The sequence below is a fragment of the Streptomyces sp. NPDC026062 genome (assembly GCF_055568375.1).
The window spans coordinates 21,258-33,794 of sequence record NZ_JBVHOQ010000066.1 but is presented as its reverse complement, the minus strand read 5'-3'; the positions used below and the strand labels follow the sequence as shown (position 1 = coordinate 33,794).

Genomic DNA, 12,537 nt, shown 5'->3' with positions numbered 1-12,537 from the left:
CTCGGCGGCCAGGGCCAGTACGAACACGTCATCAACAACACCGGATCCCCCACATCCGGCACCACCACCGTCCCGTCGAACGTGGTGTCCTTCCCGTAGGGATCCGAGCGGGGCGGGGGCGGCTGCCCCTGCCCCGCCTCCTCGGCCAACCGGTTGCCGGTCCGGGCGCCTCTCAAGGAGGCACCCGGACCGCGTGGTGCGCCGGCGGCTGCGGAGATCAGCTGTGCAGCGCCAGCGCGCCCTTCGCCGGGACGGTCGCCGTCACCGTGCCACCGTCGCCGACCTGCACCGTGTTGCCGTCACAGGCGTCCGGCGCGGCCTGCGCCACATTGCAGTAGGTGCCTGCGGGAAGTGACGTGGTGAACGTCTGCTGGAGCTCGCCGTCACCGTTGTTGATAGCCACGAAGCCCTTGTCGCCTCGGCCGAAGGCTATCGCCGACGAGCCGTTGTCCCACCAGTCGGTGAGCTCCGTGCCCGCCGTGGCGTTGTGGAAGCCGACCATGCCTGTGATCGCCCTCTGCGCGTGGGTGCAGGTCCAGCCGTCGCTGCCGCACGCGGCCGCGCCACCGTTCGGCGGGCCCGCGTCCTTGTCCGACCACTCGTAGCCGGAGTAGACATTCGGGGAGCCGTAGGGAGAGGCGAGCATGAACACATTGGCCAGGGTGTAGGCCGCGCCGTCCTTGTAGGTCAGCGTGGAACCGTTGCGCTCGGTGTCCCAGTTGTCGACGAAGGTGCGGGCATTCGCGCTCGCCAGCTTGCCGTCGGCGATGTTCTTCAGGCCTGTGAGCGAACCACCCTGGAAGGCACTCTTGAGGTGGCCGCCGTACCGGAACTCGTCGACGTCTCCCACACCCGTGTACTCGTCGGGCTGGACCGCCTCGCCACCACCGTAGATGACCTCGGTGACCCAGAAACCCGGGTCGGCCATCTTTCCCTTGATCGCGGCGATGTCGTCGGCTGCCATGTGCTTGGCCGCGTCGATACGGAAGCCGTCGACCCCCAGACCGCGCAGGTCGGAGAGGTACGCGGCGATCGTCGCGCGGACGGCTTCGCTGCCGGTGTCGAGGTCGGCCAGGCCGACCAGTTCGCAGGTCTGGACGTTGTCGCGGTCGCCGTAGTTGCTGATGTCCTTTCGGCAGCCGTGGAAGTCCTGGTCCTGGAAGTACCCGGGGTAGTCGTACTTCGTGTAGGCGGTACCGCCGGTCCCGGTGCCCGAGCCGGACGACATGTGGTTGATGACGGCGTCCGCGACGACCTTCACCCCGGCCGAGTGGCAGCTCTCCACCATGGACCGGAACGAATCGCGGTCACCGAGGCGTCCGGCAATCTTGTAGCTGACCGGCTGGTACGAGGTCCACCACTGGTCACCCTGGATGTGCTCGGAGGCGGGCGAGACTTCTACGTATCCGTAGCCCGCCGGACCCAGCGAGTCCGTACAGGCCTGGGCCACCGCGTCGTACTTCCACTCGAACAAGGTGGCGGTGACGGTCCTCTCGCCCGGTGGCGTGGCCTGGGAGCTCCAGGGGGCGAGGGCGGTGATACCGGCGGCGACAAGCAGGCCGGCCAGGGTCGCGCGAGCGACGCGGGAACTCAATTGCGGCTCCTTCGTTCGCGGGCACGGATGTGGGGTCCGTACCCGTCGTGGGTCGCCACGCGCCTGGCCACCGTGGGGGACTTCGGAGCCTGCCGCCACGGCGGTGAACACGTCAAGAGTGTCGCAAGAGTTTCCAGCATGTTTCTGAAATTCTTTGCGGCAGAGGCGAGTTGTGGAATGAGTCGCCGGTGACGCATCGCGAGTGACACGTAGCGAGTGACATGCAGCGTCATGAATCGCATCATGCGTCGTGGTCATGCCCTGCGAGTCCTGCCTCACCAGTCGCGCCTTGCGAGTGATGCCTCACCAGTCATGCCTTGCAGGTCCTGCGTTGCGTCATGAACTGCGAGTCGCAGGGTCACAAGTCACTGGTCCCGGTGGTGCGCCTGGATCACGGCGACCGCTCCCGCCAGAAGTGCCCAGAACGCGTATACCGTCCAGGCTCCGGAGGCCGTCCACGGATAGAGAACGGACGTGCGGGGTCCCGAGGCCGACAACCGCTCCCACGCACTGAAAGGCGTGGAGTGCTGAAGCACCGCCGTCAGATGGCGGCGATCGCTCAGGACCATCGGGAGCAGAAGCAGCACCACCACGCATCCGATGATGGAGCCTCCGGTGTGGCGGATGACCGCACCGATCGCCAGGCCCGCGAGTGCGGCCACGGGCGCGAGCAGGGCGGAGGCCACGACGAGGCGCAGGGCACCGGGGTGGGAGAGGGAGACCGAGGCGTCGCGGCCCGACAGGATCGCCTGCGTCGAGGCGAACGAGGCCACGGCGACGAGTGCGCCGAAGACGGTGGTGACCGCAGCGAGAACGAGTGCCTTGGCGGCCATCAGTGAGCGGCGGGCCGGGACGGCCGTGAAGGTGGTGCGTATCAGGCCCGTACCGTGCTCGCCGGTGACCGATACGGCACCGATCGCGGCGACGGCCAGAACCAGCACCATGGCCCCGTTCCCGGTGAAGGCGTCCATCAGGGGCGAGTCGTTGGCGATGAAGGACTCGCCGCCGTGTTCGTCGTACTGGTACCAGTACTTGTAGTGGTCATAGGCCGTACCGGCGTTGAAGGCGATGACGGCCAGCGCGGTGATCAAGTACAGCCAGGGGGTGGAGCGCAGTGACCACGTCTTGAGCCACTCGGCGGCGAGCAGGTCACGGAAGCGGGCGCGTGGTTCGTCATCTGTCATGCGGGCGGGTGGTGCGGTCGTGGCCGGTGCCGTGGTCATCGGGGTTCTCCTGCGAGGTATTCGACGCTGTCCGCGGTGAGTTCCATGAACGCCTTCTCCAACGAGGAGGATTGGGTGCTGAGTTCGTGCAAAAGGACGCGGTGGTGGAAGGCGAGCTCGCCGATCCGGGCGGCGGGCAGACCGGATATCGCGAGCCGGTCCCCGTCCGGGACCACTGAGGCTCCCTCGGCGGTGAGGAGCGGGGCGAGCGCGGCAGCGTCGGGGGTACGCACGGTCACCCCCGTCCTCGTCCCGCGGGCTGCGAACGCGGTCAGGCTCTCAGCGGCGATGAGCCTGCCGCGGCCGATGACGACGAGCCGGTCGGCGGTGTTCTCCATCTCGGTCATCAGGTGGCTGGAGACGAACACGGTGCGGCCTTCGGCGGCGAGCTTCCGGAAGAGTCCCCGCACCCACAGCACCCCCTCCGGGTCGAGGCCGTTGAGCGGTTCGTCGAAGAGCAGGACGGGCGGGTCGCCGAGCAGTGCGGTGGCTATGCCGAGTCGCTGGCGCATCCCTAGCGAGAAGCCACCGATCCGGCGGCCGGCCGCCCCGGCAAGGCCAACCTCCCGGAGCAGTTCGTCGACCCGGCCACGCGGGATGCCGTTGCTACGGGCCAGCATCGCGAGGTGAGCGCGGGCGGTACGCCCGCCGTGGACGTCGCCGGCGTCCAGCAGGGCGCCTGCGTACCGCAGTCCACGCGGATGGTCGCGGAACGGCCGGCCCTGGAGAGTGGCCGTTCCGGCGGTGGGCTCGACCAGGCCCAGCAGCATGCGCAGGGTGGTGGTCTTTCCGGCCCCGTTGGGCCCGAGGAATCCGGTGACCTCGCCCGGACGTACGGTGAAGGTGAGGTCGTTGACGGCGGTGGCCGTGCCGTATTTCTTGGTCAGTCCGTTGACTTCGATCACGAGATCCACTGTGCTGTCCGCGACCCTCCTGCGTCGTCGGACCAGCGGTGACACCTGTCCGGTGCGGGTGTCGACCACGGTTGTACAACCGTGGTCCGATGCCGGACCGGGCGGCCGGTGGCTACGATCGGCGCATGTCCCCCTCGCCCTCGAACCCCATGCTCAAGCGTGTTCCGCCGGGTTGGTGGGTGGGCATGGCCTGGTACGCGGGCGTGCTGCTCACCTTCCTCGTACGAGTGCGGCTGCCCGGTGAGACCGAGCCGTCCGTCCGGCCCGGGATGCTGCTCTATCGGTGGGACGGTCTGCTGACCCAACTGCTCGCCACGGCACTGGCGGCAGCCGGCTGCCTGGTGTTGGAGCGACGTCCGTTGAAAGGCCTGGCGCTGGTGCTGGGCGCTGCCACGCTCGCCACGTTCTCGCTGAGCGTGGGAGAGATCCCGCTCGCCCAGTTCCTGGCCGCCGACGCAGCGCTGTACTTCATCACGGCCAACCGGTCGCGCCGGACCGGTTTCGCCGCCCTCCTGATGGCGCTCGTCGTCCTGGCCGCCTTCCTGTCCGTCCGGCTACTGGCCGAGTGGAGCGTCGGTATGTCGGCGGAGCTGGTCGTCGCCCTGACCGCGATCGTCGCCTGGCTGGTGGGAGGCTCGGCGTACGAGACCCGTCGGCACAGCGAGAGCCTGGCCGCGCGCGCCGCTGAACAGGCCGTGATGGATGAGCGGTTGCGGATCGCCCGCGAGATGCATGACATGGTCGCGCACAGCGTCGGCATCATCGCCCTGCAGGCGGGTGCGGCGGCCCGGGTCGTGCACACTCAGCCCGACGCCGCGCGCGAGGCGATGAGCGCGGTGGAGACCGCGGGACGGGAGACGTTGTCGGGGCTGCGCAGGATGCTCGGCGCGCTGCGTCAGGCAGATACCGTCCCCGGAGGGGCGGAGGGGGATACGGTGCTGCGGCCTACGGAGCGCCTGGCTGACGTCGACCGGCTGGCCGCGGCCACGACCGCCGCCGGGGTCCGGGTCGATGTGCGGTGGTGCGGCGAGCAGCGGCCGTTACCGCCGGACATCGAGCTGTCGGCGTTCCGCATCATCCAGGAGTCGGTGACCAATGTGGTCCGTCATGCAGCAACCGATTCCTGCCGGGTGACCGTCGCGTACGGTGCCGAAGACCTCACCGTCGAGGTCACGGACCGCGGTCGGGGCGCCGACCGGTCCACGCACGCCGGGTTCGGTCTCGTCGGTATGCGGGAGCGGGTCGCACTGCTGCACGGCGAATTCGCCGCCGCCCCACACCCGAAAGGTGGCTTCCGGGTGACGGCCCGGCTGCCCGTGCCCGCTGCGGCTCCGGCAACAACAGTCACGAGCGCGCCCACGGGCGCACCCACGGCTGCGCCCCCAACCGCGGCCACAGCCGCACTCGCCCACGCACCGGCACCCGCACCCGCACCCGCACCCGCACCCGCACCCGCACCCGCGATACCAACAGCGAGAACAACGGCAAAGGCACCAGCACCAGCACCAGCACCAGCACCGAAGGAAGCGGCATGAGCGACGTAGCGGCCGCCCCCGCAGACCCGATCCGCGTCCTGCTCTCCGACGACCAGCCGCTCGTGCGCACCGCACTGCGCATGGTCATGGCCGACACCACCGACATCGACGTCGTCGGCGAGGCAGGGACCGGCGACGAGGCGGTCCGGCTCACCGCCGAACTGGCACCCGATGTCGTCGTGATGGACATCCGGATGCCGGGGCTGAACGGTATCGAGGCCACTGAGCGGATCGCCGCGAGCTCGGTCGCCTCCCATGTGCTGGTCCTGACCACGTTCGACGACGACGAATACGTGTACGGCGCCCTGCGCGCCGGTGCGGCCGGATTCCTGGTCAAGGACATGGCGCTGGACGACATCCTGGCGGCGGTCCGGGTGGTGGCGGCCGGGGACGCGCTGATCGCACCGAGCGTCACCCGGCGGCTGATCAAGGAATTCGCGGTCCGCCCAGCCTCCCCCTCCCCGCAACTCCCACCCCCGCCCCCGCCTCCGCCCCCACTCCCGCTCACCGCGATCACCGGCCGGGAGCGGGAGGTACTGATGCTGGTCGGCAGCGGTCTTTCCAACGCGGAGATCGCCGAACGGCTCGTCATCAGCGTCGCCACGGCCAAGACATATCTGACTCGGCTGCTCGCCAAGCTCGGCGCGAGGGATCGAGTTCAGCTCGTCATCATCGCGTACGAAGCGGGGCTGGTATCGGCCGGCCAGTGAGGAGAGTTGGCGTCGGCGGCCCGGTAGGGAGATCTGGTGTCGGCCACCCGGCGAGAAGCGCCATAGCCGAGGGGCTACAGGCCGAGTGGGCTACAGGCCGAGTTGGGCAACAGGCCGAGGAAGGCTACGGGCCGAGGAGAGCTACAGGCCGAGGAAGGCTACGGGCCGAGGGGGGCTACAGCCAGCCCTTCTCCCGCGCCAGCTGGACCGCCTCCGCCCGGTTCCGCGCCGCCATCTTCTGGATCGCCATGGAAAGGTAGTTGCGGACCGTGCCCTGGGACAGGTGCAGGGCCGCGGCGATCTCCGCGTTGGTCGAACCGTCCGAGGCTGTGCGCAGCACATCGCGTTCGCGCTCGGTCAGCGGACTGGCCCCGTCGGCGAGGGCGGCGGCAGCGAGGGTGGGGTCGATGACGCGTTCCCCGGCAAGCACCTTGCGTACGGCTTCGGCGAGCTGGGATGCCGGCGCGTCCTTCACCAGGAAGGCGTCGGCACCCGACTCCATCGCACGGCGCAGGTATCCGGGGCGGCCGAAGGTGGTGACGACGACGACCTTGACGTCCGGCAGAGCGCGGCGCAGTTCGGCCGTGGCCTCGATGCCCGTCATGCCCGGCATCTCGATGTCGAGAAGGGCCACGTCGACGCCGTGTTCCCTGGCTGCGGCCAGCACCTCGTCGCCGCGGGCGACCTGGGCGACCACCTCGATGTCCGGTTCCAGACCGAGGAGCGCCGCAAGGGCCTCGCGCACCATGGACTGGTCCTCGGCGAGGAGGAGTCTGATCATGCTCACGCGCGGAATCCTAGGCCGGATCCTGGGTCGGGTCGCGGGCCGGGCCCTGCGCCGGTCCCTGAACCGGACGCCGGGCCAGACCCCGAGCCGGACCCCGAGCCGGACCCCGAGCGAAGCCCCGGAGTAGACCCCGAGCCGGACCCCGAGCCGGACCCCGAGCGAAGCCCCGGAGTAGACCCCGAGCCGGCCCCCGAGCCAAACCCAGGAGTAGACCCCGGGCCGGACCCCGAGCCAAACCCAGGAGTAGACCCCGGGCCAGCCCCCGAGCCAAGCCCCGGAGTAGACCCCGGACCGGCCTCCGAGCCGGCCCCGGCCCCCGTCCCACACCCCCGCCCAGCCCCCCGCCCGGATTCGAGCGGAACACTGAGAACTGCGAGCGGAACACTGAGGACCACGGTGAAGCCCTTGCCCGAGCGGGAGTTGGTGGCCCGCGTGACAAGCGTCCCGTCGGCCGAGGCAAGCCGCTCGGCCATGCCGGTGAGGCCGTTGCCCCGCCTCGTACCGGCGGCGCCCCGGCCGTCGTCGGCGACGGTGAGCTGGAGTACAGGCCCGTCGAGGGTCTGACGGGGGACGAGTGTGACCGTGCAGCGGTCAGCGCCACTGTGGCGTACGACGTTGGTGACAGCCTCGCGCAGCGCCCAGGCAAGCACCTCCTCCGCCTGCTCCGAGAGGTCGTCGGGGAGGTCGTCGGCGGCCCCGGCCGGGATCTCGGCCGCGATTCCGGCGGCGGCGAGGGCGGTCCTGGCCCCGGCCAGTTCGCCGGGGAGGGTCGGCCTGCGGTAGCCGGTGACCGCGCTGCGTACGTCCACGAGGGCCTGGCGGCTGACCTGTTCGATGTCGGCGACCTGCGCGGCCGCCTGTTCGGGATTGCCGGGGAGCATCCGCCCGGCCAGTTCGCTCTTGAGGGTGATCAGGGAGAGGGAGTGGCCGAGCAGATCATGCAGGTCGCGGGCGAGGCGCAGCCGTTCCTCGTTGGCGGCGAGCTGGGCGACGGTGGCGCGGGCCTCCCTGAGCTGGATGGTGGTGCGGATCATCTGCCGGACACCGGACATCGCGAAGCCGCCGAGGAGCGCCGGGAAGACCAGGGCCGTGGTGATCTCGCGCGGGTGGGCACCGGTCAGGCCGATGACCACCAGTACGGCGGTGACGGCGGGGATCAGCCAACGGGCGGTCCGCATCGGCAGCGTGGCGCCGACGGAGACGGAGACGTACACGAACAGGACCAGCCAGGGCGTGCCGAACGTCAGGGAGAGCAGGACGGCGAGCCCACCGAGGAAGGCGAGGGCGGCGCGGACCCGGAACGGGTCGAGCGGCTTCGAGGTGTGGCGGAACACCAGCACCAGGTAGGCGCCGACGAAGACCAGGAGTCCGAGGACGCCGAGCGCGGTCGCCCACGGAGTGTGGTTGCCGTCGGCGAGGTCCTTGACCGGCGCGCTCATGAAAGCGAGCCAGACACCGATCCACAGAAGCTTGACGCGGGTCTGCTTGGCACTCGTGGGCGGGCGCCCGATGCCCACCTGCGTCTCGTCCTCGTCCTCGTTCACGCCTTCAGGGTGTCCTTCCGGTAGAGCCAGGCGGCGCCGCCCGCGAAGAGCAGGAAGTAGGCGAAGAGGATGGCGACGTCCTTGGCATGCGGCGCGCCCCCCAGCTCGACGGCCTGGCCGAGTGCAGCGTACGCGTGCGTGGGCAGCCACTCGGAGATGTTCTGGATCCACCGGGGGAAGGTCGCGCTCGGCATCCACAGACCGCCGAGGATCGAGAGCGCAAAGTAGATGATCATGGTGATCGGGCGGACCGCGTCTCCGCTGGCGAGGTAGCCGATGGCCACCCCGAGCGCGGCGAAGACCAGCGAGCCGGCCCAGATGACGCCGGTGAGGGCGAACCACTGCCAGAGGTCGAACCGTACGTGCTTGGCCGAGGCCGCGACGACGAAGACCACCACGATGCAGGGCAGCGTCACCATGGCGGCGCTGGCGATCTTCGCCAGGACGTAGCCGCGGCTGGGCAGCGCGGTCAGCCTCAGCTGGCGGACCCAGCCCTTCTCGCGCTCCTTGGCGATGCGTTCGCTGTTGCCCATCAGGACGGCCGTCAGCGCGCCGAAGGAGGCCATGGAGACCATGAAGAAGGACTGCAGGGTCAGATCGGTGTGCGGCACCTTGTCGGTGGTGTTCTGGGTTCCGGAGATCAGCAGGTAGATCACCGACGGGTAGATGACCGAGAAGAACATGAACTTCTTGTTCCGCAGCGTGCGGGTCACTTCGAGCTTGATGAGGGTGTTCATCGGGTCCTGGCCTCCTCGGCCTCGGTGATGGCGACGAAGGCCTGCTCCAGGCCGAGTCCCGCGACTTCGAGCTCGCGCGGGTAGAGGCCGAGGCCGTAGACGGCGTGCACGGTCGCGTCGGCGTTGTGCGACTGGATCCGGACACGGTGGCCGGTGATGTCGAGGGTGGAGAGGAACGGCAGGGCGCGCAGGGCCTCTTCGTCGATCGCACCCTCCAGCGCGAAGGAGATCCTGCGTGCGCCGGCCTTCGCCTTGATCTCGGCGGCGGTTCCGTCGGCGAGGATCCGGCCCTTGTGCAGCACCAGGACGCGGTCGGCGATCGCGTCGGCCTCTTCGAGGTAATGGGTGGCGAACAGGACGGTACGGCCCTGACCGGCCTGTTCGCGCATCGTGGCCCAGAAGGCCTGGCGGGCGGTGACGTCCATCCCGGTGGTCGGCTCGTCGAGCACGATGAGGTCGTTGGCCCCGGCGGTGGCGAGCGCGAACCGTACGCGCTGTTCCTGGCCGCCGGAGAGCTTGTTGACCATACGGCCGGCGATCGGTGCGAGGCCGGCCCGCTCCAGCACCTCGTGGAGCGGGTAAGGCCTGGGGTGCAGATCACGGACGAGCCCCACCAGTTCGCCGACGGTGACGTCCTCCATCAGGCCACCGGACTGCAGCATCGCGCCGACGCGCCCGGCGGCGACGGCCGCCTGCGGGGTCGTGCCGAAGAGGCGGACCGTCCCGGAGTCGGCGGTGCGCAGGCCGAGGAGGAGGTCGAGGGTGGAGGATTTGCCGGCGCCGTTGGGGCCCAGGAGCGCCACGGTCTCGCCGGGGTGCAGGTCGAGGGTGAGCCCGTCGACGGCGCGTACGTCTCCGTAGGCCTTGCTGACCTGGTCGAAGCTGACCACGGCGGTCTTCGCCGCGGTGACTTCGGAGGCTGTCGTTGTCATGCGTCCAGCCTGGCTCAGCAGGGAGTGCACCCGGCAGGGTCACGGGTCGTGGATACGGGATGACAGATGTCATGCCGTACGCATGACGGCAAGGCCCGGCGGACTCACGGCACCCTCACGACGGACTCACGACGGGTTCACGGCACGCTCACGGCGGACTCACGGCGGCCGGCTCACGGCGGCCGGCTCACAGCGGCTCACCACTGCCCCCGGCCGGAGGTCCGGCCGGGGGCAGTGGTGAGCGGTGCGGGGAGAGTGCGGCGCGGGGAGTGCGGCGCAGCGGGTACGGGGAGGGCGGTCAGCCGTTCCCGCCGAGGTCGATCGTGACGGTCCGCTCGGCCACGGTCTTGCCGACCAGCGCGCCCTTCATGGCGAAGGCCACGTCGTCCGGGCCGACCTGGTGCTTCGTACCGTCGCCCTTGGTGACCATGATCCCGTCGAAGACGCCTCCGCAGAGCTCTTCGATGGCCTTCTTGTCGTAGTGGTCGACGAGCTTGCCGTCGACCGCGACCATCGAGAGGATCTTCGGCAGCGACTTGGCCGGACCGAACGGGATCTGCTTCGAACCGGCCTTGATGACGATCAGACCGGACATCGCGGGCTCCGCGAACTCCTTCATCGCCCGGTCGAGTTCGGCCTGGCTGATGGTGGGTTCGCTGGTGGTGACGGGCAGCTGGACGATCTTCGCGCTGCCCGTCTCGACCTGGGCGCGGTAGGCGTCGCGTACCGATCCCATGGACTGGTTGACGTCGAGCGCCTTGCCCGTCTTGCCCGGCACGGCCACGGCCTTGCCCGGAACGAACTTGATCGTGCCGTCGGCGGCCGAGCCCGAGGCGCCGGCCAGGTCCTTCAGCGCGACGCCGAGCTTCTCCTCGTCGACCGGGATCACCGGGTCGACGGCGCGCTCGCCGCCGAAGAGGGAGCCGATGACGGAGACGGGGTTGTAGTCGCTGCCCGCCGCGGCACGGACGGTCGCCTGGCTGTCCAGCGAGAGTCCGGCCTTGTCGGGCGCGAGCTTCGTCTCCTTGCCGTCCACGGTCAGCCGGAGCGGGGTCCTGGACCGTTCACCGAGCGCGGCGTCCAGCTTCTCGACGGCGTCGTCCCTGGTCCCGCCGCCGATGTCGACGCCGAGCACGGTGGTGCCCTTGGGTACGTCGGAGTGGTTCATCAGCAACCCGGCGCCGTACGCGACCCCGAGCAGGCAGACGGCGGCCACACCGAGCATGACCAGCTTGGAGCGGCCCTTCTTCGCCGGGGCGCTCGGCGTCGCGGGGGCGGTACGGGCGGCGGGCTCGGGTGCCCGCTCGGCGAAGCCGTCGGGCCCGGCCGGTCCGGGTCCCATCGGTCCGCCCGGCTTCCCCTGGGCGGAGCCGGGGCCCGGGAACGGCGACGGAGACCCTGAGACACGGTGGTCCGAGGGCACCACGGGGATTCCGCTGTTCAGCGTGTCACCCGAGACGTTGCCGCTGGAGCCGGCCGGGCCCGCCGGGAACTGCGGGGTGAGCACGGCGGTGTCGTCCGACATCCGAGGCGGTACGCCGCCGGAGCCACCCGGTCCCTGCGGACCACCCGGTCCCGCCGGACCCGGGCCGAAGGGCGAGCGGGCGTCGAGGTCCGGGGTGAGGGCCGAGGTGCCGGTGGCCGGTCCGGTGGTGGGGCCGGCCGGTCCGGGCGTACGGATGCCGAGGTTCGGCGTCGAGCGGGACCCGCCGGGACCGTCGCCGCCGAAGCCGTCCGGGCCGGGCCCGTCGCCGTCACGGTCACCGCCGCCGTCTCCGTCGCCGTCGAAACGGGCCAGGTCGAAGCCGCCGAAGCCGTCGGAACCGGTCGCACTCGGGTCTCCGGCGCGCTGCGGCCCGTCGGAGAAGTAGGGCAGATCGGCACGCGGGCCGCCCGGGGGCGGGAACGACGGGCCGGAACCGGGGCCGTCCGGCCGGCTGCCGGGGCCGCCGACCGCGAAACCGGCACCGTCCGTATCACCCGGACCACCCGCACCGCCGGCCGGGAAGCCGGCTCCGTCCGTGCCGTCGCTCGCCGGGGTGCCGGACGAAGCGCTTGCCTGGGTTGCGGCCGGGGCCTTGCGCGGCGCGAACCAGTCGCTGCCGCTCTTCTCCCTGGCCGGCTTCTCGGCAGCGGGCTCCGCCCCGGGCTCCCGGGGCTCGGGGCCCGGCGCGTCCGGCGCCGCCTGCCCGCCGCCGGACGCGGAGGCGCCCGGTCGCGGGATGGAACCGGTGCGCTCGCCACCGGCACCGTCGGCATCGCTCATGGGCGTACGCATGACAACCGGCGGGATGGGGCGCGACCCCGGAATGTTGATCCGGATACGCGTCGTCAGCGTCGTCTCGGTCCTCGGCTCGTCGGGCTGAGGCGGATCCGTGGCCTCCGGGGTCTCCTCCGGACCATCCTGCGAAGGGTGCAGCGACGGATACTGGCGGGATCCGTACGGCGGCGTACCCGAGGGGTACGCGGCTCCCCCGCGCCCCTGGGGACCGGAGGACGAACTGTCAGTTTCACGACTCAAAGCAGGTTCTCCCGATTGGCTCCGCCGCCCGTACTTCCCC

Annotated in this window: 9 protein-coding genes and 1 pseudogene; 2 read left to right on the top strand and 8 right to left on the bottom strand. The window is 70.6% G+C overall.

The features are described from left to right. Window positions 1–217: 217 nt before the first annotated feature. The 3 genes from ACZ4LX_RS35720 to ACZ4LX_RS35710 all read right to left on the bottom strand — a co-directional run bounded on the left by ACZ4LX_RS35720 (window position 218) and on the right by ACZ4LX_RS35710 (window position 3,722). Window positions 218–1,594 carry an alpha-amylase gene (locus ACZ4LX_RS35720; RefSeq protein ID WP_467651115.1) on the bottom strand — a complete coding sequence of 459 codons (1,377 nt, stop codon included), beginning with the start codon at window positions 1,592–1,594 and terminating at the stop codon, window positions 218–220. Between the two features lie 365 nt (window positions 1,595–1,959). Then, on the bottom strand, window positions 1,960–2,817 hold the full coding sequence (locus tag ACZ4LX_RS35715) for an ABC transporter permease (protein ID WP_467651116.1): 858 nt from the start codon (window positions 2,815–2,817) through the stop codon (window positions 1,960–1,962). Continuing rightward, window positions 2,814–3,722, bottom strand: coding sequence for an ABC transporter ATP-binding protein (locus ACZ4LX_RS35710; protein WP_467651117.1), 909 nt, complete (start codon window positions 3,720–3,722; stop codon window positions 2,814–2,816). The genes ACZ4LX_RS35715 and ACZ4LX_RS35710 overlap by 4 nt, the downstream gene beginning before the upstream one ends. 134 nt (window positions 3,723–3,856) lie before the next feature. On the opposite strand from ACZ4LX_RS35710, the gene ACZ4LX_RS35705 reads away from it, so the two are divergent. Both ACZ4LX_RS35705 and ACZ4LX_RS35700 read left to right on the top strand, forming a co-directional pair. Further along, window positions 3,857–5,266 carry a sensor histidine kinase gene (locus tag ACZ4LX_RS35705; protein ID WP_467651118.1) on the top strand — a complete coding sequence of 470 codons (1,410 nt, stop codon included), beginning with the start codon at window positions 3,857–3,859 and terminating at the stop codon, window positions 5,264–5,266. Then, a complete protein-coding gene (locus ACZ4LX_RS35700; RefSeq protein ID WP_467651119.1) occupies window positions 5,263–5,976 on the top strand; it encodes a response regulator transcription factor in 714 nt (237 codons plus the stop codon). Before ACZ4LX_RS35705 ends, ACZ4LX_RS35700 begins: the two co-directional genes overlap by 4 nt. 175 nt (window positions 5,977–6,151) lie before the next feature. Here the strand turns inward: ACZ4LX_RS35700 and ACZ4LX_RS35695 are convergent, their stop codons facing one another. The 5 genes and pseudogenes from ACZ4LX_RS35695 to ACZ4LX_RS35675 all read right to left on the bottom strand — a co-directional run bounded on the left by ACZ4LX_RS35695 (window position 6,152) and on the right by ACZ4LX_RS35675 (window position 12,497). After that, window positions 6,152–6,757 (bottom strand): response regulator, encoded by a 606-nt coding sequence (locus tag ACZ4LX_RS35695; RefSeq protein ID WP_467651141.1) that lies wholly within the window; start codon window positions 6,755–6,757, stop codon window positions 6,152–6,154. A 383-nt stretch (window positions 6,758–7,140) separates the two neighbouring features. Continuing rightward, window positions 7,141–8,307, bottom strand: a pseudogene (locus tag ACZ4LX_RS35690) (sensor histidine kinase); the annotation flags it as partial. Continuing rightward, on the bottom strand, window positions 8,304–9,044 hold the full coding sequence (locus ACZ4LX_RS35685; RefSeq protein ID WP_467651120.1) for an ABC transporter permease: 741 nt from the start codon (window positions 9,042–9,044) through the stop codon (window positions 8,304–8,306). The gene ACZ4LX_RS35685 and the pseudogene ACZ4LX_RS35690, both read right to left, overlap by 4 nt. Beyond that, window positions 9,041–9,976: an ABC transporter ATP-binding protein gene (locus ACZ4LX_RS35680; protein WP_467651121.1), complete on the bottom strand. Its 936-nt coding sequence runs from the start codon at window positions 9,974–9,976 to the stop codon at window positions 9,041–9,043. Before ACZ4LX_RS35680 ends, ACZ4LX_RS35685 begins: the two co-directional genes overlap by 4 nt. A 298-nt stretch (window positions 9,977–10,274) precedes the next feature. After that, the gene (locus ACZ4LX_RS35675) at window positions 10,275–12,497 is read right to left on the bottom strand and encodes a peptidoglycan binding domain-containing protein (protein ID WP_467651122.1); all 2,223 of its coding nucleotides are present in this window, start codon (window positions 12,495–12,497) and stop codon (window positions 10,275–10,277) included. Window positions 12,498–12,537: the final 40 nt, after the last annotated feature.